Below are 26,264 nucleotides of genomic sequence, written 5' to 3' on the forward strand. Positions count from 1 at the left end.
GCATAGCGATCCCCCTGAGAAGCGCTTCGACCTGCTGGCTTTGGCTGCGGCCTTTGCTCAGCGGCATGGGTCGGACCTCAATCATCCGGCTTTGGTCGAGCGATTCCTTGTCGACGCGGCTGATCGCTTGAGGGCCGCGCTTTGCCGATCCAACTCTTCTTCATGGCGCGCGAACTGAGCGTATGTTCGAGGTAATGGTCCTCAGCCTTGGGCGCTTCCGACTGTTCAAGACCGAGGATGTTGGGCGGGTCCACGCCGCGACGAGCTTTCGTGCCGCGGACTATCGGGTCGTGCTGGACGACGGCGACCAGTGGCTCGTCGAGGTCAAGAACGCGCGCTGCGAAAATCCGCAGAAGCAGCGAACGACAATGTCCGCCGCCTATCTCGCTTTGCTGCAAGCCTATGCCGACGCGGTAACCGCGGCCGGTCGCTACCGCAAATCTCGGATACTGACTGACGGTGAAATTGTTCGCCATTCTTCTCATCGCGACTCAGGACGCAAACCGGCCGACGGGCAGCCAAACCGATCTCGAAACACCTGCCGTGGCGCGGACACGTCGGAGGCAAGCATTATGAATAAGATGAATGACTTATGAGCCATCACCGGTTATTCCCGCGCCTTGATCGCAAATGGGACTCAGCCAGCAGCACCCGTCCTGAACTCGGCTATTAGCTTCGCAGGAACTTGCCGCGGCCGCAGAGGAGTTGATGGCCAATTCTATGAGTGGCTAGCGAGTCCGACCCAGGCTTGGAATCTGAGCAATCGGAGCTAACTATCAGCGTGCTAATCGAACTCCGGGCTGGTCGCCGTCGATGAATTGCACGCCTCCTGCCTCCAAGGCACGCCTGACGGCCGCCAAATTGTTGATTGACGGGATGCGGCGGCCTTTTTCGAAATCACGAATAGTGCTCTCGCTCAAATTTGACCGAGCGGCCAATTCAGCCTGAGACCAGTCGAGCAGACCGCGAGCTGCCCGAGATTGATCGGGAGTCATCAAACCGCCAATTCATGGGACACGGTTTCCGTCTAACAGCCACGAAAAGCGTTGACATCCGCGATTATAAACGCTAACCGTTTATGATAGGCGGTTTCCGTTTACCCGAGCAAAAAAATGCGCGAGCACGCCACGGCCACTGCCCCGGAGCTTACTGGGTCGGAAGACCCAGATGCTCCCTTAATCGATTTCGAGAACCAGTTCTTAGCATTGGTAGCTGAACTCGATGGTGACGTTGGAAATCTCGCACAGTACGACGAGTACCTAACGATAAGGGACGAAGCCGTGTTAGCCCGGCTTGATCCCGTTGAACGAGCGATCATGGAGACGCCCGCCTGTACTGTAACGGGTTTGAGTGTGAAGGCGCGTCATTTGGCCTATGTTCTCTCGGAGTACTGGGAGGCCCCAATCGGTCAACTCACTTGGGAGGGACGAGCGGTGCGTCTGCTCGTTGAAGCGATTTGCAACGTCGCAAACGCGCCTTTGCGGATCCGAGAACCTGAGGACGGGAAATAGCGCTGCACTTGACCAAACCGAGGCTCCGACTCCCTAGGGAAGCGGGGAAGGCCAACAAAGTCAGTCGACTAGGATTTCGTTTGGGTGAAATCGGTATCATTGCTTTGCAAGGTCTTTCAGGACCGCCGCCCAAACGACGACTGAGCTCAGCGCCATGGCCTCACAAGCGTTGCTATTCGACGGCTCCTAGATGCGTCAATTGGGATAGAGTTGCAGTTCGATCGCACGACCCGCCTGCTCGATCCGAACACCTGACCCATCGATCGTCTTCACCCGCCAGCCCTGGTACGTTTCGTTCTCATTGACCCAGGAGCCCCCGCCGGGTCCGCCCTTGCTCAGCAGGTAAGCCTTGCTCATCCTGCCATTGATCATGACACCACCAAGCAGGAGGCCGGGGTCAGTGGCCACCACCGGCGGCGGGACCGCGGGCATTGGGAGCGGTCGCGGTGGCGCGGGCGGAGGTGGAACGAACGGCTCGCGCGATCTGTAGAACACCGGATGAGCTGTGATCTCTGCATAGGCCTCGATAGGAGGCCGTCCTGTAAGGTTCACGATCGAACGCGGCAGCGCGGCCTCCCATGCCGCGCGCGGTGCCCCCACTGCTTCCTCTTCCAGCGCCAGCAATACCAGCTTCGTTCCCAGCAGCAGATTGATTGTACCGAGGAGCGCCAGCAGTCCAGCCAGCGGCGTCACGCGCCATCTCGCCCTTCTCATTGGATCGCACCATAGACGTCGAGCTGTCCCTGGAGCATCGGCTCCTCGGCCGCGCCCTGGCGCAGTGCCGATCCGCCCTTCAGGCTCGCGCTGGAAACAAATAAATAAGGCTTCGCACTCTCAATGGCATGCACCACGCGCATCACTGCGGGCAAGGGTCCCGAAAGGTCGACCCGCACGCCGCTGTACCTGATCAGGTCCACCGTCCGGCCCGGCAGGGACTGGATGGCACGGGACTGGGCGCCAGCATTGCCGAGGATCGCCTTCAATCTGGTCTGAAGATCGGCCGCGATGACATTGTCATTCGCCCCGGTCAGAAATTCGCCGCTCTGAAACTGCGACTCCGTCTCTGAGGAGAGCGCCTCGATATGGGATGCCTGCGCGACAACCGCCCTCAGCCGTGCCAGGAGCCGCTGCTGGTCCTGGATCCGCAGATCGCGCTCGGCAAAGACGGCCTCGATCGGCATCACGAGGCCCCAGACAATCAGGCCCAGAATGCCGAGGTTTGCGAAGACGAACAGGATGCGGCGTGTGAACGGAGCGTAGAGCTCGATGGGGTTCCTCATTGCGTCGCCTCCTTGAGTGCATCAGGCAGGCGGACCCTGGCCTGCAACGAAAAGCGCTCGCGCCCTTCGATCGGATCCATCGCAACCGGCGAGGTCAGCGCCGCGTCCACAAACAGCTTCGATCCGTCGAATATGCTGACGAGACTTGGCGCCGCTGCTGAAAATCCGGTCAGAGTGACCGTGGTGCCGCGTGCATTGGCGCCCTCGGTGAGCCGCAGTTCGGTAAGCCAGGAATGCCTTGGGAGAATGCGTGTGGCTTCGTCCCAGACATCGATCAATCCCGGCAGCTCGCTTCGCTGGAGACGGAGCCGCGACAACGTGGTCCGTCGTTCCCGCAACTGCTCAACCATCGTCCGCACGCGTTCTGCATTCCGACGCGCGACCATGATCTCGGCATCGAGCCGGTCGAGTGCGGCCTGTTGCCGGACATAAGTCAGGGCGGCCAGTCCACCTGCCAAAATAACAGCGCTGCAGCAGAGCGCCGCAATGGCGATCCTAAGCGGCTGACGGGCCGTCGGCTTGCGCGCCAGACGGATCGTCGGCGCCGCCTCGTCGGCGCCGAACTCGACAAAGGTGATCTGATCGGCCGGCAGCCCAAGCTCGTCGGCTCTCTGTTGCACATGCTGTCGCCGCGTCACCCATTGCCGGACGGCGACCCGGCCGTCGGGCGCTGCGCTGGATACGTAGTCCGAATAGATGTCCTCGGCCCTGAATGGCGTCCTGCGCAACAGGTCTTGCGGCACGATGGTGTCGATCGCATTTCTTGCCTCCGCCGGGAGGACGATGTCGCGGCGAAAGACGCTCTGCTCCGGCAACCGCAGTCCGAGCTCGACGTCGGCCCGATCGAGGCCGTGACGCTTTACGAGCGCCGCCATTGCGGTCGTCACGGACTCCTCTGGCGATGTCTCGGAAATGTCCATTCCGATCCGAGGATCGCTCAGCCGAAGCCTGCAGCCGGTCGCGCCGAGATCGACCACGACCCGCGGCCTTCCTGTGGCCAGAACGGCGGCAATCCGCTGCGGCAGCAGATTCGCCAACTCCGCGCACCACCATCTGATGGCCGACCGCACCAGCTCGCGTGGACGCATCGCCCCTGCCGTCGTCAGCAGTGATCCCATGTCACTGTTCTCCCGCAGCCGTAGTCATCGGTGCCATCATCCCATCCGCGTCGCGCGCAGGACCTCGTCGATCGTCGTCTCGCCGCGCCAGACCTTTCGAACGCCCATCTCATACATGCTCTGCATGCCGCGCTCGCGTGCCGCACGCTCGATCGCCGCATCCGCCGCCCTCGCCAGGATCAGGCTTTGACAGGCGTCGTCGATGACCAGCATCTCCGCGATGGTTGAGCGGCCGGAAAAGCCGGCATGGCCGCAATCCGCGCAGCCCTGTGGTTGACGAATGTCTGGATCTCCAAGCGATTCAAGGTCGGTAACGGACCGCTCGAAGCTCTCCGCCCAATAGGTCGCCTGCGGATGCTCACAGGAACAACGGGAGCAGAGCTTGCGCACCAGGCGCTGCGCGATCACGCCCTTCAGCGTCGATGCCAGCAGATAGTTCTCGACGCCGATGTCGATCAGGCGCGTGATGGCGGACGCCGCGTTGTTGGTGTGGAGCGTCGAGAGCACGAGATGTCCGGTCAAGGATGCCTGAATGGCGATGCGCGCCGTCTCGAGATCGCGGATTTCGCCGATCATGATGATGTCCGGATCCTGCCGAAGCATCGAGCGCAGCGCGTGCGGAAACGTCAGCCCGATGTCCGACTGGACCTGGACCTGATTGATCCCCGGCATCTGGTACTCGATCGGATCCTCCACCGAGAAGATCTTGCGCTCGGTGTTGTTCAGCGCCTTTAGCGCCGTATACAAGGTGGTCGTCTTGCCGCTGCCGGTTGGCCCCGTCACCAGAATGATGCCGTTGGGCTGCTGCAGCAGGGCGTGCAGCGTGGCGATGTGCTCGTCCGAGAACCCTAGCTCGGCGAAGTCCAGGCTCACGCGATTGCGGTCCAGCACGCGCAGCACGACGCTTTCGCCGAAGGCCGTCGGAATTGTCGAGACGCGGAAGTCGATGTCGATGCCTCGAACGGCGATCTTGATGCGTCCGTCCTGGGGCAGCCGGCGCTCGGCAATGTCGAGCTTCGACATGATCTTGACGCGCGACGTGATCGCCGCCCGCAGATCCGCCGAGAGCACCTGAACCGAACGCAACACGCCGTCGATGCGGTAGCGCACCAGCACCTGATCCACGTTCGGCTCGATGTGAATGTCGGATGCGCGCGCCTCGACCGCATTGGCGATGATCTGGTTGACCAGGCGGATGATCGGCGCCTCGCTCGCCAGATCACGCAGCCGCTGGACATCGGCCTCATTGGCTTCCATGCCGCCGGCAATGCGGCTCTCGTCATGGCTCGTGTGGACCGGATAGAGCGCGCCGCACGCCTTGTCGAACTCTGCCGCCGTAAACAGCCGCATATCGACCGACAGCCCTGTCAGGAATGCCAGCGCCCGGACCGGATCGTGGTTGAACGGATCCGTCACGCCGACGGACAGCCGGCCGTCGTGGCTTCCGAGCGGCAGCACCCGGTTGTGACGCACGAACTCCGCTTCGACCAGTTGGGGCAAGACGGGCCCGGACGGGACCTCGTCGGCATGCACCAGATCGATAGCCAGAAACTTCGCAAGCGCCGCAACGAGACCTGTCTCCGGCACCAGCCCGAGCTTGGTCAGGACGGTGTCCAGCCGGTCGCCGGTCGTCTGCGACGCCCGGCCAGCCCGGTCGAGACTCATACGATCGAGGATGTTCTCCGCCAGCAGGAATTCGCCGAACCGTCGCAGCAGCTCGGCCCTGTCGGTCTCGAACACCAGATGGCACGGCGACGCGCGCGGCGCGCGGACGCCTGCAGCAGCGACAGGGTCTTGGAGAGTCATCGCCATCGCGTGTTCCGTCATCTCGTTGTCCAGCTCAGCACCCAATAGGGTTGCTGCGGGTTCTCGGTCAGACGAATCGCAACGTCGCCCTCGACCATGCGGGACGCAAAGGTGAACTCCGTTCTAATCGTGAAGGCGCGGCCGCGCAGAACGGTCATCGGATTGCCTTCGACCAGGCCGGAGTTGGCACGTCCGCCGTCACGCGCGGCGATGGCCGCCTCGGCGCTCTGCGCCGACATTCCCGGCAGCACGCGCAGAACCTCGCGCGGCGCGAGCTGCGGATCGACGAACTGCCGTCCCGAATGGACCGTCAGCGCCGGTGCAATCCGTTCAAAGATCGCGGGCGTCATATCCATCACCAGCAACAGCTCACCCACGCTCTGGAACGGACCGTTGCGCGGATGGTAGGCGGCATTGCGCGAGGCGTAGTCGCGGTCCTTGGCGCCGTTCAGGTGCTTCAGTGAGGTGGCCGTTCGCCAATCGACGATCTTGTCGGTCAAGCTGCCGGCAGCCTGCACGTCCAGCCCCGCGGACTGCAGCAGGCTGCTCAGCATGGCCTCGTCGGTTTGGTTGAGGTCGATCCGTCCCAGCTCATCTTGAACCCTGATGCCGATCTGCGTGCCGTTGAAATCGATTTTGTTGAGGCTGCCGTCGGCTCGCCAGCGGCGCTCCGCATTCGTTTCGAGCAGGCCATCGATGGCGGCGTTGACGCCGGCTTCGACGAGCGTGTTGAGACCGGCCTGCTCGATGCCGTTGTGAGCAAGGCTGTACGAGACGCTGCCCGACCACGACAGCGACAGCGACAGGACCGTCAGCAGTGTGAGACCCCAGAGCACCGACACGAGCGGCATGTCGTCCTTCCTCTCTGCTAGCGCCCGCGGCAGCGCATCGTGAGCGCGTCATAGACGCAAGCCACGTCCGCCTGCACGCGCGGCGCGATCACCAGCTCCGGCCAGTTGCGTCCGTCGCCGGGACGCATGAGGACGCGAAGGCGGATCAGGCCTGGACTATCGGTCTGCTCCTGCCAGTGGTTGCTCCACGCTGCATTGTCGCTCCCCGTCCCTCGCCCCGCATAGCTGAATTCGACCCGGTCAATGTTCGACACCAGCAGAGTCCGCTCCGGATTCTGCGGCACGGCCAATTCGGGGCGCGCCTGCAGCACGAGGTCGACCCGATCGCGCTGGCGATCCGCGAACAGCTTGAAGCGGAACCGGCCCGCGCCGCCGGAGACGGCCGGCGCATCGCTCAGGAATTCGAGGCTCTCGGCCTGGCCATCGAAATCGATCCGGTGCTGGGCTGCACCCTCACCCAGCACCATCGGATACAGATTGCCGATCAGCCGCCGCAGCACATCCTGGGCCGCGAGCTCGCGCTGAAACGCCTCGGCGCGCGCGCTGCCGCTACGCCAAGCCTGCAGGCCGAACTTGACGTTGTCGAACAGCAGGACGGCGAGCAGGCTGAACAGTGCGAGCGCAACCAGGACCTCGACCAGGGTGAAGCCCGCGCTGCCGTTATTCCGTTCGACTGCTTCCGACGAGGTCATCGACACTGCTCACTGCGACTTGGCGGCTCTGGGTCCGAGACGAAGCGTCGAGAGTGCAAAGGAGCGTGGGTCCTGCCCCTCCTGCCAGCCGATCTGGACGGAGACCTGGTACAGCTCGACCGGCCGCGCATCGCCGCCCTTCTCCGGACGATAGGGCTGCACCTCGAGGTGCCACCGATAGCCGCTCGCCTCGGTGCCGTCGCGCGCCTCGGTGCGCAGAGGAATGACGGTGCCGACCTGCGCCAAGACCGATTGTGCCAGCGACACGGCGCCTGCCAGACGTTCGGCCATTCCCGTCCGCGTCAGCCCTGTCGACAATAGGCTCATCACCAGGGTGAGACCGAGCGACAGCATGGCCAGCGCGACGATGACCTCCACCAGGGTGAAGCCAGCCTCGTCCTCGTCGGTCATGGCTGCTGCAGCGGCTGTCACGGCTGCCAGCTCGTCACATTGGCGTTGGCAGAGGCCTCGTCCTCACGCCCCTCGGGCCCGAGCGAGACGATGTCATAAGCGCCATGCTGCCCCGGGAATTTGTAGACATAGGGTCGCCCCCACGGATCGTTCGGAACCAAGGTGCCGCTCAGATAGGGGCCGTTCCAGCTAACTGCCGCGGCAGGCTTCTGGACCAGTGCGCCGAGTCCCTCGGCTGCAGTCGGATAGCGGCCATTATCGAGATGATAGAGGTCGAGCGCCGACGACAGGCTGCGGATCTGGATCCGCGCCGTCTTGAGCTTGGAGTCGGAGAGATAGCTCAGCACGCGCGGTCCGACCAATCCCATGATGAGGCCGATGATGGTGATGACGACCAGCATTTCGACCAGGGTGAACCCCGCCTCACCTTGGCTGCCGCGGCGCAGTCGTCGCCGCCCGCGCCACCTCGCGACACGATACGTCACGACGTCCCTGATCCCCGCCCACCCCAGCATCATCGCCTCCATCCCCTCAACATGCCGCCGCCGTGCGCACCGTCCCCGTCAGCCACTCGACGCAGAGCCGCACCTCGCGTCCGCCGAGCCCCAGGCTCAGATCGCCGCCGGTCGACGAGCCGTCCGGAAAGAAACGGAAACCGCCCACCGCCGGCCCCGACTGCGTCGCCGCCGCATAGGTCAGCTTCGCCTGGATGTCCGGTGCGAACGATCGCAGCTTCACTGCATCCGAGCCGAAGGTGCGGCGGTCGACATCGACGCTCAAGGTCATCATCCGGTTCTGCACAATCGCCGCGGCACGCGTGGCGCGCAGCGCTGAGGCAATCTCGCCGGTCGCCGCATCCAGGCTCACAGCGACGGCGCCGCGCGACAGCAGCGGCACCGCCGCGGTCGCTGCGAGCGCCAGGATCACCAGCACGGCCAGCATCTCGACCAGCGTGAAGCCTGCGCTCGTCTCCTCCGGCCAATGTGTCGTCAGCGCGCTCATCGCCCGGCCAGATCGTTGATGCTGAGCACCGCATTCATCACGGGCATGATCAGCGCGCCGATGATGACGGCGATACCGACCGTCATCGCCGGCGTCAGCGCCGCCATGAAGCGGTCGACACGGGTCTGCAGCTGCTTCTCCAGCATCTGCGCGACGCGCAGCAGCATGCGGTCGAGCTTGCCGGCCTCCTCGCCGACCGCGATCATCTGCAGCGCCACAGCCGGCAGCGCGACGAAGTCGCGCAACGCCCGGTGCAGCGCCGTGCCCTGTTGCACGGCCTCAATCGCCTGGTCCATGCCGGCCCGCAGATGGCGGTTGCCGACGACCTCGCTTGCCGATTTCGTTGCCGATATCAGCGGCACGCCGGCCATCAGCATGGTGCCGAGCGTGCGGGCGAACCGCGCGGTGTCCTGCTGCAGCAGGAAGCCGCCGAGCAGCGGCAGCCGCAAGGCGAGCCGGTCGAGCCGCCGACGGCGATCGGCATCGGCCATGGCAAATGCAAGCGCAGCACCGAGCAGCGCGATCGCCGCCAGGGTGGCGATCACGATCTCGAGCCAGTGTGCCTTCAACGCCAGCATGATCTGGATCGTCAGCGGCACGGGCTTGCCGCTCTGGGTGAAGATCGGCGCCATCGACGGGATCACGCCGCCGACGATGATCGCCAGCGTGGCGAGGCTGAGCACGATCAGCATCGACGGGTAGATCAGCGCCGACTGGACGCGCGCCCGGATCTCCGCCCGCCGCTCCAAGAGTTCGGCGAGCTCGACCAGCACCTGGGCGAGCCGCCCACCGGTCTCGCCGGCGCGCACGACAGCGATATAATCGGCGGGAAAGACGCGCGGCTGGCCCTGCATCGCCTCCGACAGCGGCCGGCCGTTGAGCACGTCGGCGAGCAGCGCCTCCACCAGCGTCCGCAGCCGCGGCGCGGACGCCTGCGTCTGCACGATGCGCAGCGCGTCGTCCATCGGGATGTCGGCGGCGCAGAGCGTGGAGAACTCGCGCGTGAACGCCAGCAAATCGCCGCGGTCGGAGCCGCCACTGAGCGAGATCTCGCGGTTCCACCATTTGGTGCCGTCGCTGTCCGCAGCGCGCATCTGGAACGGCGACAGGCCCTGCGCCCATAGCGCCGCATCCGCAGCCGCCACTGATGCAGCCTCGATCGTCCCCTCCGCGAAGGAGCCGTCGGTGCTATAGGCGCGGTAGCGGAAGCGCGGCATCAGTCCAAAATCCTGCGGCCGGTGTCCTCGGCGCGGCGCCGCACAGGCGGGCGGCGATGCGGCCCCTCGATCGCTATGTAGCGGCGATATTCCTCGGTGACGTTGCGCGCCTCGTCGAGGCTGCGCATCACATGCGGCCGGATCAGGATGATCAGCTCGGTCTTGCCGATCACGTTGTCGCGGCTGCCGGCGAAATTGCCGACGAAGGGAATGTCGCCGATGATCGGCAGCTGGCTGCGGCCGGTGGTGCGGCCCTCCTGGATCAACCCACCCAGCACCAGCGCATCGCCGTCGTTCACGACCACCGATGTCCTGATCCTGCGCTGCCGGATGGTTGGCGAATCGATATTCGAGGATGTGGTCGGCGCCACGCTCGACACCTCCTGCTCGATGTCGAGCAGCACCCGTCCGCTCTCGTTGATGCGCGGGATGATCGAGAGGATCACGCCCGTGTCCTTGTAGCTGACGGAATTGACGATCGGCGCACCCGTCGTCAGGGTCGAGGTCGCCGACTGCGTCGTGATCGGCACCTGATCGCCGATCTGCAGCACCGCTGGCTTGTTGTCCATCACGGTCAGCGACGGCGAGGAGACGATGTTGACGTTGGTGATCTGGTTCAGCGTGTCGATGGTCGTGGCAATGTTCGCCGCGGTCAGCGCATAGGAGAAGCCGGGGAACACCGAGCTGACCGCGCCGGAGGCCGCTTCCGTCAGGGTGAATTTCGAGCTGTTCTTGCGCATGTACCATTGCACGCCGAAGCGCAGATCGTCGTTCAAGGTGACCTCGGCGATGGTCGCCTCGATCAGCACCTGGTTCGGCATCTGGTCCAGCCGCTCGATCACCTGCAGTACGCGCTTGTAGTCAGCGTTGGCTGCCTCGATCAGGATCGCGTTCTTGGCCTCGTCGGCGACGATGCGCAGCCGCGGCCCATCCGCATCAGTGTCGCGGCCTGACGACGGAGCAGACGTTGCCGCAGCCGGCATGACGCTCGGGGCCGAGGTGGCCGGCGCCGAATTCCGCATTCCGCCGAAGCCACTGCCGGCCGAACCAAGCCCGCCAGTGAAGCCCGACGACGATGATCCGGACGACAGCCCGCCGCCGGACTGCGACGGTTGCGACTGCACGCTCGCCTCCTGATAGTTCGGCGCCACGGTGCGCCGCGCCGATGTCGTCTGCGTGTCCGCGGGGAACATTGACTGCAGCACGTCGACCAGCTCCTGCGCCCGCCGGTTCTGCACGGCGTAGGTGAAGAGCTGCTTCTCGCTGCCTTGCGCCTGCGCGTCGAGCTTGCGGATCCAGGTCTCGGCGCGGCGCAGATACTGGACCTGCGGCGAGATCACCAGGATCGAGCGCAGCCGCTTGTTGGGCACGAACTGCACCATGCCGGCCATTGGCCCGTCGCGATCTGAGGCAAACACGCTCTTAAGCTCGGTCGCGATCGCGTCGGGCGCCGAAGTTTTCACCGGGATCAGCGCGAACGACATGCCCTTCATCGTGTCGACGTCAAACAGCGCGATCGCGTCCATCATCGCCGCGATCTCCTGGCGATTGCCGGACAGCGTGATCAGGTTGCGCGCATCATCCACCCGCACCACACCGCCGCGCGGCGCGATCGGCTCGACCACACGCCGGATCTCCGACGCGGAGACATATTTCAGCTGCACCACCTGCAGCCCGTTGCCGACCATCTCGCCGCCGTCAGCCACGTCATCCGTGCGATACGCGCCCGACACCGCCGTCTGGTCCGCCGCCACGATGCGATAGATGCCGCGATTGTTGACCACGGCCGCATTGTTGGCCCGCAGCGCCGCCTGGAACAGATCGACGACCGCCGCCCGCGCCACCGGCTTCGGCGTCTGAATCGTGACCCGCCCCTCGATCCCCGGATCGACCGTGTATTTGACCCCGAGAATGTCCCCCAGCACCGTCTTCGCCGCCTGCGGCGCCGGGACGTTGACGAGATTGATGGTGACGCCGTCGGCGACATCCTCCGTGCCGCGCTGCACGGCGCCCGTCGGTGGCTCACCGACGAACCGCCCGGTGCCCTCGACCATCGTCGCCGGCCCGCCCTTGTTGTCGTCGAGAAGCGGCGAGCCGGACAGCCTGCCCGGCGAACGCGCACTCCCCGCAGGCGTCCGCATCGCGGCTTGCGCCTGCGCTGTCGCTCCGGCGTCCGCAGCACTCGTGCTCCAAGCGAAGGACGACGTGCCCTCCTCCATGGTCTGGCACGCCGACACCGCCAGAGCGACGGGGAGCGCCATCAACCCAATTCTGCGAACCCCGCCCCGCAACGCAATCACCCCGACTTCGAGCAGGTTGGCTGCTCAACGACTAACAACTGCAGTCTAAGTGCTTTCGATCGCGAGTGATATTGATTGCTGGATGTGCGATGGAGTCATGCACACACTTTTAGACACTTTTCCCAGAACAGTCGTTCTGCGCAATCAAGCAACAGATTCAGTTCGCGCCGATTTCGAGCGCTATTCGATCACGGTAGCTGGAGTCGTACACCCGCGACGTCCACGATCTGGGCTGCTCTAGAGTCCCTGCTGGGACGGGCGAGACCGGGGCTTCGCTATCGCATCTTCGCCGTGCAGCGAGATCTTGTTACCGCTCAATGTGTCGGACAAACATCGTCGGAAGAGTGCCCCCGATTGCGCCACCCAGGCGCTCAACCAGTTTGCCCGCAAGCCAACCTGCAGCAGCGAACGGCTCTCGTCCTACAATGCCACAGCCAGCGCATTCTGTAGACCGGCATCATTGTTGATGGACGCCAACATCGGAGAGGCCAGGAAGCTCGACTCGGCCGTGGAATACGTCGCCATTGCCTGCACGAGTTGAGCGATCTGTCTATCGGTATCGATGCCAGCGCTCGCCTCGCCAATACTCCCGAGGATCGCAGCCAGATTTACACCATCAGCATTGCCCCCCTCCGAGCTCGTCTGAGCGCTAATATTGGCCGCCTGAGCCGTACTTGCGACGGTCACCGCTGATGTCAAGGCAGGGCGCGTATCAATAACCGTCGTGGCAGCATCAACGGCAGCAGCTGCGACAGCTGAAGAGGAATTCACCCCGAGCTTGAAGATGGCGCCCTGGCCATACTGGCCGCCACCTTGCGTTCCTCCGAACAAGTTACCGGCGGCATCCATGATGAGCTGGCTAGGATACAAGCCGTTTAGACCAGTGAAAGTGCTCATGAAGACCGGGGCGCTGTCATAACCACTGCCGCTCTTGACAATCTTGAATATAGCTCCGTGTCCCGAGATACTGCCAGTACCGGTCGTTCCATATAGATTTCCCGCGGCATCCATCACCAAAGGTCCCGAGGGAAAGAGGCCTGCGCTGCTGAAAGACGCGAGCACGATCGGCGTGTTGCTGTAGCCGTTGCTCGTCTTCGCCAACTTATAGATGGCGCCATTGCCATTCCCGCCAGCGGCATCGACCCCGTAAAGATTGCCATCTGAATCCATGATCAGTCCGCCGGCTGGAGATATCGAACTGGAAAGCACGATCATTGCGCCATAGCTTCCTCCGGACTTCGGGATTTCAAAGACCGTCGTGGCCGTCGCTCCAAACAAGTTTCCGGCCGAATCAAAAATCAATTGACCGAAAGGTTGTACTCCGTTGCTGATGTTAAACGATGCGAGAACCGTCGGCGTGCTGCTGTACCCATTCGCTGTTTTGACGATCTCATAAACGGTCCCGCGACCACCGCTACCGCCCAGCATAGCGGTTCCGAGCAGGTTTCCATCCGCATCCATGGTGGGGCTGGATGGATAAGAACCGCTCGTGGCGTTATTGAACGAAACTAACGTCGTTACGCTGCTGTTCCACCCGCTGCCATTCTTGACAAGCTCATAAACGATACCCGCGTTGTTTGCGCCGCCCAGGCCGGACCCGAATATATTCCCAGCGGCGTCCACGAACAGACTGCTCGCGGAACCAATACCCGCGAGCGGCGTAGGCGAACTCCATCCGCTCCCGCTCTTGGCAAGCTCGAAGATCGCATAACCATAAGATGTAGTTCCAAAAAGATTTCCGCCCGAGTCCATCACCAGACCACCAGCGGGGCTTTGTCCGTTGTTGCCGTTGAACGAGGCCAGCACAGTTATTCCGCCATAGGCGGGAGCGACATATCCGGTGCTGCTGTCCGACAAGGTGAACGTGGTCGTGCCGCTAGTATTGGGCACGCCTTCGGCTGGAGCGAATGTCAACGCTCTCAGTTGGCCGGTGATCGTGGACGCGCTGCCCGACAGCGTATAGACGCCATTCGAACCGCTCAGTCCTGTACCCGACAAGATTCCGCCCGCCCCGCTCAACGTGATCGTCAGCGTATCCGTCGCGCCGACGTTTAGATCTTCGATCGTCACCGTGCTGAACGGATGAACCGACGCCTCCGACGTCGTCATCTGGCCTGTTATGGTGCCGGTAATCTTCGGCAGGACACCGGCATAGCTGTCAACGATCGCGGGACTCGTGCCGACATTGCCGTAGCTATCGGCCACTGTTGCAACGATCGCATTTCCACTCAAGCGCTGCAGCGCGACACTCGCCGAGAAAGTGCCGTTGGCCTGTACCGTCGCTGTGCCCACAGTCACGCCGTTGTCCGTCAGCGTGACGGACCGGCCAACGACCGTAGCGGCTCCACCCGAGACCACGGTCCCAGCGATGGTCTGGGTAGCTCCGTAGCCGTTGTGGGACACACCCGTAATGGCAACCGTCGGAGCCAGACTGTAAAGGAAATCGACCACAGATGCGCTGGAGCCAGTACTACCGAAGCTGTCGGTCACGCTCGCAACGATCGCGTTGCTTCCCTGGTTGGGCAATGTCACGGTTGCCGCAAAGCTGCCGTCCGCTTGCACGGTTGCCGTTCCTAGCGGCACGCCATTGTCGGTCAGGGTGACGGTCTGCCCGGCGACCTTGGCAATCCCACCCGATGTTACTGTCCCTGTGATGGTCTGAACGGCGACGTTGCTCGTTTCGGCAGCGCTCGTGATGGTCACAGTCGGCGCCGCGTTGTTGCGCAGGTCGACAACGCTCCCGCTCGCGCCGAACTGAAGCAGTTCGACCACAGTGCCCGCCCCCAGGAACTGGTCCTTGATCGTGAGTGTCTCGCCGCTCGACAGGATACGAAGCAGGAGGTCGTTTCCGCTGCGCGTGATGTCGACGTCGGCCGCGGTCAATCCCACGAGCTCGACGACGTCATTGCCGGTGTTGGCGACGACCTCCTGGATCACGTCGTTTCCAGATCCAGCCCGGAAGAGATAGGTATCTGCGCCGCTACCGCCGTTGAGGGCGTCGTTTCCGCCACGGCCGTCGATGATCTCCGCATTGGCCGTGCCGGTGATCGTGTCGGCCGCATCGGTGCCGAGAATGACCGGCTGGCTCGCAATGATGCCGCCGATGGCCGAAGCAGTCCACGTGACGCCGTCATTGAAGGTTACGCTCGCCAGATTGCCGCTGCTGAACTGGCCCTTCACGGTTATAGTCTTGCCTGTCAGCGTGTTCTCGATCACGAGATCGGCGCCATTGCCAGGCCGGCTCAGGATTACCGCTGTAGAGGCAATGTCCTGCATCACAAGCACGTTGTCGTTCGTGCTGTCCTCGATGACATCATTGCCGCCAGCCGACGTGTAGATATAGGTGTCGGCGCCGCTGCCGCCATTGAGATAGTCGTTCCCGGCGCCCCCTTTCAGCGTGTCGTTGCCGCCCAGCCCATACAGCGTGTCGTTGCCGCTGGTGCCACCGATCACGTCGTTGTTCTGGTCGAAGCCGGTAATGCTGGTCGCGCCCGCTGCCATCTGTTGCGCGATGTAGGCGCTCTCCAGCTGCTGCTTGCTCCACACCGTGCCGTCGCCGAGCACCACCTGCTCCAGACCGACGCTGCTGCTACCGCCGTCGAACGCCACCATGCGGATCGAGCCCGCCTGGTCGCTGAAACTCAACGTCACATCTCCACCGCTGCGGCCGATCACGAGGTTCGCTGGCGTCAGCCCTGCCCCCAGAACGAGCCTGTCGTTCGATCCATCGAACGCGGTGTTGTCCGTGATCGTATCATTGCCGTCACCAGCGTTGTAGATATAGGTGTCGGAGCCGCTGCCGCCGTCCAGGGCATCGTTCCCGGCCCCGCCGGTCAGCGTATCGTTGCCGCCCAAGCCAGACAGCGTGTCGTTACCGCTGGTGCCGACGATCACGTCGTTGTTCTGGTCGAAGCCGGTAATGCTGGTCGCGCCCGCTGCCATCTGTTGCGCGATGTAGGCGCTCTCCAGCTGCTGCTTGCTCCACACCGTGCCGTCGCCGAGCACCACCTGCTCCAGACCGACGCTGCTGCTACCGCCGTCGAACGCCACCATGCGGATCGAGCCCGCCTGGTCGCTGAAACTCAACGTCACATCTCCACCGCTGCGGCCGATCACGAGGTTGGCTGGCGTCAGGCCCGCCCCCAGAACGAGCCTGTCGTTCGATCCATCGAACGCGGTGTTGTCCGTGATCGTATCGTTGCCATCACCGGCGTTGTAGATATAGGTGTCGGAGCCGCTGCCGCCGTCCAGGGTATCGTTCCCCGCCCCGCCGGTCAGCGTATCGTTGCCGCCCAAGCTAGACAGCGTATCGTTACCGCTGGTGCCGATGATCACGTCATTGTTCTGGTCGAAGCCGGTAATGCTGGTCGCGCCCGCCGCCATCTGCTGCGCGATGTAGGCGCTCTCCAGCTGCTGCTTGCTCCACACCGTACCGTCGCCGAACGCCACCTGCTCGAGACCGACATTGGCGCCGCTGTCAAACGCCACCATGCGGATCGAACCCGCCTGATCGCTGAAGCTCAACGTGACGTCGCTGCCGCTCCGGCTGATCACGAGGTTGGCTGGCGTCAGGCCCGCCCCCAGAACGAGCCTGTCGTTCGATCCATCGAACGCGGTGTTGTCCGTGATCGTATCGTTGCCATCACCGGCGTTGTAGATATAGGTGTCGGAGCCGCTGCCGCCGTCCAGGGTATCGTTCCCCGCCCCGCCGGTCAGCGTATCGTTGCCGCCCAAGCTAGACAGCGTATCGTTACCGCTGGTGCCGATGATCACGTCGTTGTTCTGGTCGAAGCCGGTGATGCTGGTCGCGCCCGCCGCCATCTGTTGCGCGATGTAGGCGCTCTCCAGCTGCTGCTTGCTCCACACCGTCCCGTCGCCGAACACCACCTGCTCGAGACCGACATTGGCGCCGCTGTCAAACGCCACCATGCGGATCGAACCCGCCTGATCGCTGAAGCTCAACGTGACGTCGCTGCCGCTCCGGCTGATCACGAGGTTGGCTGGCGTCAGGCCCGCCCCCAGAACGAGCCTGTCGTTCGATCCATCGAACGCGGTGTTGTCCGTGATCGTATCGTTGCCATCACCGGCGTTGTAGATATAGGTGTCGGAGCCGCTGCCGCCGTCCAGGGTATCGTTCCCCGCCCCGCCGGTCAGCGTATCGTTGCCGCCCAAGCCAGACAGCGTGTCGTTACCGCTGGTGCCGATGATCACGTCATTGTTCTGGTCGAAGCCGGTAATGCTGGTCGCGCCCGCCGCCATCTGCTGCGCGATGTAGGCGTTCTCCAGCTGCTGCTTGCTCCAAATCGTCCCGTCGCCGAACACCACCTGCTCGATTCCGGTGCCAACTCCGCCGTCCTCCGCAACCAACCGGACGGAGCCTGGCTGGTTGGTAAAGGACAAGATGATGTCCGTACCATTTCGGCTGATCACCAAAGCCGACGGTGTCAGGCCCGCACCGAGCACCAGCTGGTCGGTGGCGCCGTCAAAGACCGAGCTATCGGTGATCCCGTCATTTCCGTCTCCCGCATTGTAAAGATACGTATCCGATCCACCGCCGCCGTCGATAGTGTCGTCGCCGAGTCCACCGGCGATGATTTCGGACCCACTGGTGCCGGTCAGCGTGTCGTTACCAGCCGTTCCGGCGATCGAGATCAGCATCGTACGCAAGATAGAAGGCGACCAGACGGTCCCGTCGGCGAAAATGATGCTTTCGACGCCTTGGCCATTGAGATTGTCCAGCTCCGCCTTCAGCAGCACCGAACCGCCGTCGCTACCTCCTTGCGTGCTTGGAGCTATGACCAGGGTGACGTCGTTGCCGTTACGCGTCAAGGACACGCGAGACGGCATGATATCGATCAGAATGAGCTTGTCGACGCTGCCATCTGCCGCGCCGCTCTCGGTGATCGTGTCATTGCCGTCACCGCCCTTGTAGAAGAACGTATCGGAGCCGGCGCCGCCATTGAGCTGATCAGCCCCAAGGCCGCCGTTGATGAAATCGACCCCAGATCCCCCATTCAGAGTGTCGTTGCCGGAGGTGCCGGAGATCAGCCGCCAGACCGCGCCGTCAGCGAAGGAGATCGTGTTCAGGCCTTTAGCGCCAGCGCCCAGAAAGGTGACACTATCGCTGGTGCCCGCGAGCACCACTGCGACGTCGCCATTGACGGCGGTCTGGACGGTCACCTCGGACTGTGCGATCCCCGCAGCCAGCTTCAACGTCGCTCCGGTGCCGGTCAGGGTAACGGTCGCATGGCCGATGCCGCGGTTGAAGATGACGACATCGTTGGCCGAGCCAGCCGTGACGGTATCGCCGCCCGGCCCAAGCTCGAAGATGTTGGTGCCGTAGGAGCTGCCGGTCAGAACGGTGTTCGTATCGGTCCCGATGTAGGTGAACGTCAGCGGCTTGGTCAGATTCCAATTCGTACCATCTGCAAAATGGACATTTTTCACCATCGCGGAGAAAGCCGCAAGGGCCGACTGGATCAGGACCGAGTCGGTCGAGCTGCGGAACCGGACGTACAAATCATTTCCGACGGCCTGCAGGAACGCGTCGCTTGCGGCAAGGCCGCGGCCGAACGCCAGGGTATCGGTTCCGCCGGCCTCGATGATCGTGTCTTGGCCATCGTCGGCGTTGAAGATGTAGGTGTCGTCACCGCCGCCGCCCTGCAGCACGTCGTTGCCGCGCAGCCCCTCGAGCGTATCGTTGATGCCGGAGCCAACGATCGTCTCGGCCGCATTGGTACCGAGCGTGACATTGTCCGTTCCACCGATCGCCGCAGCGAGGGTGTCGGAGCTCGACCACACCGTGCCATCATCGAACACGACCTGCTCGATGGTGCCGGTGCCGGCGAACTGGCCTGCCAAGGTCAGCCGGCTGCTGTGATCGGCCTCGAACAGCAGCAGGGCATTGTCGCCGCTGCGCACGACATGAACCTGGCTCGGCACGATGCCATGCAGCAGAACCGTATCACCATCGCTGCTGGCCTGATCGTCGATCACATCGACGCCATCGCCGAGCGAATAGATGTACGTGTCGGCGCCGCCACGCCCGATCAGCCGGTCGTTGCCCGCGCCGCCCGCCAGTGTATTGGCCGTATCGTCGCCGCCGAGGACATCGTCGCCACTGGTCCCTAGCAGCGACTTCGCCAGCAATGTCGCGCGGTCCCACACCGTGCCGTCGGCGAACTGCACGAGATCCACGCCGCCTGTCGTGCCTACCAGCTGATTACCGAGCACGACGCTGTCGCTGCCGCCGGCAATGCTCAGGACGATGTCCTGCCCGCCATTGGCCTGCGCCACCACGATGTCGGCCGGCGCGATATCAGCCGCAAACTGCAGGCGATCGATATCGGCCGCCGCGCCATTGTCGTTGATGCGATCACTGCCGCCACCGCGGCCGAACAGATAGGTATCGTTCCCGACGCCTCCCTCGAGGTAGTCGTTGCCACCGGCGCCGGCGAGTGTGTCGTTGCCGGCCGCGCCATAGATCGTATCATTCCCAGTTCCGCCGGTCAGGACATTGTCGGCGTAGTCGCCATAGAGGGTGGCGTTCGCCGGCGTCGGCAGGGTCGCCTGAGAGAGCAGGTCCGCCCGGCTCCAGACGGTGCCATCCGCGAACACGACCTGGTCGACGCCCCCGGTCTTGGCAATCAGCTGGTTCTGCAGGAGAACGCTGTCCGTCGTCCCGGCGATCGAGAGCAGCAGGTCGCGCCCGCCATTGACCTCGGTCACGGAAACGGCGCCGACGGCGATGCCAGCTCCCAATCGCAGCGTGTTGACCTCGCTGCTGTTCGAAGTGCCGTTGTCGAGAATCGTGTCCTGGCCGTCGCCGAGATTGAACAGATAGGAATCATTGCCGGCGCCGCCGACCAGCACATCACTGCCGGTGCCACCGGCCAGAACGTCGTCGCCTCCCGCGCCATACAGCGTGTCGTTGCCGGCGCCGCCGTTCAGAGTGTTGCCGAGATAGTCACCATAGAACGTGTCGTTGCCACCAGTCGGCGCCGTCGCCTGCGCCAGCAGCGCCGCGCGCGTCCACACCGTGCCGTCGGCAAAGACGACCTGATCGACGCCGCCGGTGGCCGACACCAGCTGGTTCTTCAACGTGATCCTATCCGTCGTGCCGCTGATCGCGAGCACGAGATCCGCGCCGCCATTCACCTCTGTCACGACCACAGTCGCAGGCAGGATCCCGCTGCCGAGCTGGAGCGTATTGGTCTCGCCGCTCGCGGCGCCATTGTCCGTGATCGTGTCCTGGCCATCACCGAGGTTGAACACATAGGTGTCATTGCCGACCCCGCCCGACAGTGTGTCGTTGCCAGCCCCGCCGATCAACGTATCGTCGCCGGCACCGCCCGACAGCGCATCGTTGCCCGCAGCGCCGTTCAGCGTATTGGCGTTGTAGTCGCCATAGAACGTATCATTGCCGCTCGTCGGCGCCGTCGCGAGCGCCAGCAGCGCCGCCCGGTTCCAAACCGTGCCATCGGCGAACACGACCTGATCGACGCCGCCGGCCGCTGACATCAGCTGATTGCGCAAGGTGATCTTGTCGGTGGTGCCGGTGATGCTCAGCACGAGATCCCCGGTGCCGGACTCCTTGACGGTGACCTGCGACACCGAAATCCCCGTTCCGAACTGCAGCGTGTTGACCTCTCCACTGCCGGCGCCGTTGTCGAAGATGGTGTCCTGGCCGTCACCGCGGTTGAAGATGTAGGTGTCATTGCCGAGCCCGCCCTGCAGCGTGTCATTGCCGAGCCCACCAATCAGGGTGTCGTCGCCGGCCTGGCCGTAGATCGTGTCGGCGCCCGATGTGCCGGTGAGCGCGTCGTTGCCTGATGTGCCGAAGATTGTAGCCACGAACACCTCATAAGTTGGGTAAGTGATAGTATCTAAAACTCGGAGCTCTTCAGTCCATCGAATCAGCTGCTCGCCGTCGAAGCCAGAATTTGTGCTTGCTTAGCTTGAAACACATTCGCGGCGATTCTTGTCGCAACCTGTAGATCAAGTAAGGTTTCAAGTTTGCTCAAGAGCGCATCGACATAAAGCCTATTGAATTTCTAAGCTGGAGAACCACGAGAGCCAAGCTTGCTATTCCAAAACGCTGCTATCCGATCCAACTCGTCCATTGGTATAGGAGGGTCGACTCGCGCAGCTGCCACTAGTTTCAGAATTTTTTCCACCGCTTCATGGTCAACGAGCTTTGTCAATTCTTGCGTTCTTTCTGCTTTCCAGTTTCGCCCTTCCTCTTCGGGATCGACTGCAGCGAGCATCGGATAAATGAGAAAGTTCTCCATATCGTCCCGAGCTAACCATTCGTCGATCATCAGAGGCAGGATTGTGGCTAGCACTTCTGCAGAAGCATACGCCGGGGAATCGGGCCGATTCGATATCTCATCATAGGAGAACTCCCCCGACATGAATTTTCGAAACATTGCCTCAGCTTCGGCTGATTCCAAAGTAGGATTCGCTCTGGCGTGCGGAGCCAATAGTTCCACCGGCTTCTTGCCTGTCATGCTCTTATCACTTTCTCAAGTGTGGCTGGGCCAACAAACTCCGACACTTATCAATAGCGCGTTCACGCTGTCTGACTTCCTCGACATGCCCCGGGTTCCCTCCCCGGAAGCACGCGTCATTAATGCGCTTTCGAGCATCCATACATTCAATGTGTAGATCAATTTTGTCATACAAAACTTCTACAGAATCAGTCCCAACGCAACGGGTTGCCGCACCGCACTTGGCTTTCACATCATCCTGCAAGCGCCGATGCTCATCATCCGTACAGTCTCCAGGCGGATCCAGAGCATTAGGAACGACTTGCTGACACATCTGCAAGATTAGCCCAACATACTTCCACCATAATGGCAACTTGGGCATCGGAATCTGCGGCACAGGTGTCGGACCCGGTACGGGTGCCGGTAACGGCCCCGGGAACGGAACTGGCACTACTACTTGCAAACCAGTAGGATCTACTTGCATTGTCGGCGCAGATTTAGCGTACGAATAGATGCTAGGCCCATTGATGAAGTCCAGGGGATCTGGCTGCACATACCGAGCTAACGTCGGGTCATAGTGCCGACTCCAATTGTAGTAGAGTCCAGATTCCAGCAGAAAATACTGTCCAGGAAAGCGCTGGTTGTTCGTAGCGGATCCAAGTATCAGATCCACTGCGCCGAACGGCAAAAAATACGCATTCCAGACCACGCTCTTTCCGTTGTCTGTCATCCGAATCGGACGGTAAAGCTGATCGACGTGGACGTACCAGAGCTTAGGCGTCCCCGTGTCGAGATCATCCGCCAGCGCGAGCGGCATATCGTCGAGCCATATATATTCCCGTGTGACACCGCCGGCAGCTGTCGCCTCGGCGATCAGATGACCGGTGAGGTCGTAGACATAATGCATGGTGCTTGGTGGCGAGACGGCCCGCACCGTGCGGACCGCCATGCGCTCCAGCCCGTCATAACTGTAATCGGCCGTGACGGCTGAATTGACGCTCAGTTCGTCAAGTCGCCCCCGGTTGTTATATCGGTAGGCATAGATCGTACCAGACCGGTTATCGATGGTGATATTGCCGGCCGCATCATGGCTGAACGCTCGGACGCCCGTTCCGTTTCTGGTCACGTCGACCAGCCGATTTGACGTCGTCTCGTAGTCTGTCACCTGCTCCGTAACAGTACCACGGCTGTCGTAGGACTCGAGAACCCGGTTGCCGACGGAATCGTAGGCATAGGCGAAAACGCCCCAGGGGCCGGTAGCACGTTCGAGCCGGCCGGTCGGTGTATAGGAATAATTTTCGCTGCGTGACGCGTCGAGGTTGTCGATAACATCCGTAATATTGACGCCGTCATTGCGGCTGTATTGCCGATTGAGCACGTCGGTTCCGGATGAAGTGTCCGTCACAAGCATCTGCCTGAGCAGGTAGTCCTGATCATACGTCTTGATCAGCGTCAGACCGTTGCCGTATGTCAGCGATTGCAACGGCCCCGCCGCGCCATACGTCACGTTAGACGCCAGAGGTACGGTAGCGCTGCCGGTCCGCGAGGTCACACCGGTGATGCGACCGAGCGCATCTCGTGTATAATCGACCACCCGCCCCGACGGATAGGTCATGCGGATGATGTTGCCATCGAGATCATAGCTGTATCCGACGGCATAGATGGCCGAGCCTGTGGCCTTGCGCTCCTGCGTCACCTGCCCGAGCGCGTCGAAGGTCCAGTCGATCGAGCCGGTCGCGTCCTGAATCCGGGTGACCCGCCCCTTACCCTTGTTGCCGTTGCTGATGTCGTCCCAGGTATAGGTGACGTTCTCGCTGGGCGCCGCCGGATATTGCTTCGCCAGTAGACGGCCGGCATTGTCATAGATCAGGTTGGTAACGACGCCACGGGCATCGACGATCTGCGTCGGCTTGCCCTGGACGTTGAAGGTGTAGGTCGTCGTGCCGCTGTCCGGGCTTACTCGCTGGATCATCTCGCCAAAACCGTTGCGGACGTAGCTGGTGGTCAGCGAGCGCGGGTCGGTATAGGCGGTGATGTCGTCGGCGCCGTTGCGGGTGACAGTGACGGCGTTGCCCTCCTCGTCCGTTGTGCCGATCAGTCGGTTGAGACCGTCGAAGCTCGATCCGAACACGTTCGCGCGGGGATCCGTGACCGAGACCTCGTTGTGGGTGCGATCATAGGCGTGGGTCCAGGTCTGCCCGGATGCGCCGACGAAGGTCAGCAGCCGGCCGAGCTCGTCGTATGTTGCCGTCTGCGACGCCTGCAGAATACCGCTCGGATCCTTGATCCGCCGCGCCGTGACGTTGCCGAGATTGTCGCGGTCGTATTCGACCGTGGCCCCGGTATTGTCCTGCACGCGGACGAGACGACGGCCGTCGTCATAGCTGTATTGCAGGAACGCGCCGTTGGGCCTGATAATCCTGCTGACGTCGCCCATGGGGTTATAGTCGAACGACGTCGTCGCGACCAGGCCGCTGGGATCGACGGCCGTGCTCTTCAAGCGGCCAAGGGGATCGTAGGTCAGGTTGATGTAGACGCCGTTGGGGTCGAGGACTGTGGTCGGCTGCCCACGCCCGTTGTGCGACATCACCTTAGTGACGTGGCCCACCTCGTTGGTGATCGTCGCCACGAAGCCGGTCTGGTCGTAGCTGTAGAGAACCGTATCTCCAGACCCTGGCAGCGGGCCATCGACAGAGGCGAGCAGCCCTGCCGTGGTGTAGCCGTAGGTCCAGGTTCTCGTCTGGCCGTTGGTCGAATATGGCACCGTCTGGCTGGTCGTATCGGTCTTCGTAAGCTGGGTCAGAAGACCGCCGGTCCAGGTGAAGTCAGTGGTCATGCCGGACTCGACCGCGCGCGAGGGAACATTGAGCGTCGGATGCCACGTGTAACTGTTCGACTGCGCGAGTGGCGTTCCATAGCCGCGCGTGACGACGATCGGATTGCCCCGGCTGTCGCGGACATAATGCGTGGTCCGCCCCTCTTCGTCGGTCTCGTCGGTGACATAGTTGTTGACGTCATAGCCGATGACGGAAGCCGAGCCGACGCAATTGGCAGATGGCTGCCCCTCGATACTGGCGAGAATGTTATTTCCCCTCGCGTCTTTGGTGTAATGATACACTGCGACCTTCGACAGCGGATTGGTCACAGTCGCCGTGTTCGCCGCATCATCATAAGCAATCGAATAGCGCTCGACGCCGCCCGCATGCTCCGATGTCAAAACCCGTCCCGTCGTATCGTAGGTCCAGGTCGCGTAGCGCACACCGGCCTCGTTGGTGATGGCGGTCAGAGCATAGGGAAAGCTCGCATTCTCGTAATGATAGCGGATCCGCGGATTGTCCGCCGGATCCGCGGTCGTGTCCGGCTGGATAACATATTCGAGGGCAAAGAAGTCCGCGGCCATCTTCAGCGGATCCGGATCGCCCGTGCCGACGATCGTGTACCGCGGAATGAACGTGTAGCGGTAGACCTGCCCACCCGGAACCGTCATCGTATCGAGCAGCCCCTGTGGCGTATAGGTGAACTGCAAGGTCCGTCCGAAGCTGTCGGCAACCTGAGTGTTGTTGCCTGCGCCGTCGTAAGTCAGATTTTGCGTATAGCCATTCTGGAAGATGATCGACTGCAGCACGCCGTTGGCGTCATAGACCCAACTCATATTATCGTCGGTCGTCAAGGTGTAGAGCTGCGTGGCGGCATTCTTGACCAACGTCGCGGCCCGGCTGCGATTGCCAATGACGAGGCTCTTCAGGCTCCAGTCGTAGTAGCTCTGCGCGTAGAGACCCGTGGAGCTGACGTAGCTGAAGAAGACCACCTCGCCGTTGGGGAGCGTAATCGTCACATTGCTGGGAGTTATGATGGCGCCGGTATCGAAATTCGACCGCCAACCGCTGCCTAGCCGCGACGGACGCAGATGCCCGCTCAGCGTCGCCTGATCGCTCGTATAGAACCGCTCGAACTTGAGCGACACGCCGCCATCGCTGCCGCTCCGCGTCGTGAAATCGGTATAGGTCTCGATCTTCATGCCGCTGCGAAGATCGACGGGATTGGCAATCTGATCTCGGCACGATGGGCAGTGATCCGCCGGGGGAAGGACCAGACAGCCGCTGCCAGAAGCAACCTCCCCAGGATCGCAGCCGAACAAGCCTACACCGCCGCGATACGCCCCGCCCGAATGACCATCACAACCGGCGCCAACCAGGACCCCGCCGCTGTTATAGTTATAATAACATTTATCTAGAACAACGCCTCCCTCTACAGCCCAATATTTCCAAAAATCCTGCCTCGCACACGTAATGCCATCTGAACAAACGTCGCCGTGTGGATTGAACCAGTGGCCGGCGATCGCAAACTGAGGTTCGAAGCAGACCATAAATGCGACGAGTACGATGATCTTCGAGAATATGATTGAGGACAGCCATTGTGATTGCCGTACGAATTTTCCAACCTGGATCATGTGCCCCAACGTCTGATTGCGCCAACAACAGCGACGAAAAGCGACTCAATTTAAGATTGACGTTATGGTACGATATCACCTGAACGTGTCAATCGAACAACACGGCTATCCACATTAGCTTCAAAGAAGTCGGCGGAG

Annotated in this window: 16 protein-coding genes; all 16 read right to left on the bottom strand. The window is 62.4% G+C overall.

Annotated elements, in window-relative coordinates:
- Nucleotides 1–77: 77 nt before the first annotated feature.
- Nucleotides 78–476, bottom strand: coding sequence for a hypothetical protein (locus S58_RS37870; protein ID WP_144058413.1), 399 nt, complete (start codon nt 474–476; stop codon nt 78–80).
- A 300-nt stretch (nt 477–776) separates the two neighbouring features.
- Entirely contained in the window at nt 777–995 is a 219-nt protein-coding gene (locus S58_RS36955; RefSeq protein WP_035638728.1) for a helix-turn-helix domain-containing protein, read from the bottom strand.
- 711 nt (nt 996–1,706) lie between these two features.
- Nucleotides 1,707–2,204, bottom strand: a complete 498-nt coding sequence (locus S58_RS29390; RefSeq protein ID WP_015669058.1) for a hypothetical protein — start codon at nt 2,202–2,204, stop codon at nt 1,707–1,709.
- Between the two features lie 17 nt (nt 2,205–2,221).
- Nucleotides 2,222–2,791, bottom strand: a complete 570-nt coding sequence (gene gspM / locus S58_RS29395) for a type II secretion system protein GspM (protein ID WP_015669059.1) — start codon at nt 2,789–2,791, stop codon at nt 2,222–2,224.
- A complete protein-coding gene (locus S58_RS29400) occupies nt 2,788–3,768 on the bottom strand; it encodes a PilN domain-containing protein (RefSeq protein WP_244440657.1) in 981 nt (326 codons plus the stop codon). The genes gspM and S58_RS29400 overlap by 4 nt, the downstream gene beginning before the upstream one ends.
- Nucleotides 3,769–3,945: 177 nt before the next feature.
- Complete coding sequence (locus S58_RS29405) at nt 3,946–5,721, bottom strand: GspE/PulE family protein (protein ID WP_015669061.1); 1,776 nt, start codon at nt 5,719–5,721, stop codon at nt 3,946–3,948.
- 11 nt (nt 5,722–5,732) lie between these two features.
- Nucleotides 5,733–6,566, bottom strand: a complete 834-nt coding sequence (locus S58_RS29410) for a type II secretion system minor pseudopilin (RefSeq protein ID WP_015669062.1) — start codon at nt 6,564–6,566, stop codon at nt 5,733–5,735.
- Between the two features lie 17 nt (nt 6,567–6,583).
- Nucleotides 6,584–7,258: a prepilin-type N-terminal cleavage/methylation domain-containing protein gene (locus S58_RS29415; RefSeq protein ID WP_015669063.1), complete on the bottom strand. Its 675-nt coding sequence runs from the start codon at nt 7,256–7,258 to the stop codon at nt 6,584–6,586.
- A 9-nt stretch (nt 7,259–7,267) separates the two neighbouring features.
- On the bottom strand, nt 7,268–7,690 hold the full coding sequence (locus S58_RS29420; protein WP_244440658.1) for a type IV pilus modification PilV family protein: 423 nt from the start codon (nt 7,688–7,690) through the stop codon (nt 7,268–7,270).
- Entirely contained in the window at nt 7,687–8,187 is a 501-nt protein-coding gene (gene gspG / locus S58_RS29425; RefSeq protein ID WP_244440659.1) for a type II secretion system major pseudopilin GspG, read from the bottom strand. Before gspG ends, S58_RS29420 begins: the two co-directional genes overlap by 4 nt.
- 13 nt (nt 8,188–8,200) lie before the next feature.
- On the bottom strand, nt 8,201–8,671 hold the full coding sequence (locus tag S58_RS29430) for a GspH/FimT family pseudopilin (protein WP_015669066.1): 471 nt from the start codon (nt 8,669–8,671) through the stop codon (nt 8,201–8,203).
- A complete protein-coding gene (locus tag S58_RS29435; RefSeq protein ID WP_015669067.1) occupies nt 8,668–9,888 on the bottom strand; it encodes a type II secretion system F family protein in 1,221 nt (406 codons plus the stop codon). Before S58_RS29435 ends, S58_RS29430 begins: the two co-directional genes overlap by 4 nt.
- Complete coding sequence (gene gspD, locus S58_RS29440) at nt 9,888–12,149, bottom strand: type II secretion system secretin GspD (protein ID WP_015669068.1); 2,262 nt, start codon at nt 12,147–12,149, stop codon at nt 9,888–9,890. The genes S58_RS29435 and gspD overlap by 1 nt, the downstream gene beginning before the upstream one ends.
- 459 nt (nt 12,150–12,608) lie before the next feature.
- Nucleotides 12,609–21,041 carry a calcium-binding protein gene (locus S58_RS29445; protein ID WP_015669069.1) on the bottom strand — a complete coding sequence of 2,811 codons (8,433 nt, stop codon included), beginning with the start codon at nt 21,039–21,041 and terminating at the stop codon, nt 12,609–12,611.
- 200 nt (nt 21,042–21,241) lie between these two features.
- Entirely contained in the window at nt 21,242–21,697 is a 456-nt protein-coding gene (locus S58_RS37875) for a hypothetical protein (protein ID WP_015669070.1), read from the bottom strand.
- A 7-nt stretch (nt 21,698–21,704) separates the two neighbouring features.
- Complete coding sequence (locus S58_RS29450; protein WP_083938699.1) at nt 21,705–26,126, bottom strand: RHS repeat-associated core domain-containing protein; 4,422 nt, start codon at nt 26,124–26,126, stop codon at nt 21,705–21,707.
- Nucleotides 26,127–26,264 lie beyond the last annotated feature (138 nt).

The organism is Bradyrhizobium oligotrophicum S58 (genome assembly GCF_000344805.1).
Classification (GTDB): Bacteria; Pseudomonadota; Alphaproteobacteria; order Rhizobiales; family Xanthobacteraceae; genus Bradyrhizobium; species Bradyrhizobium oligotrophicum.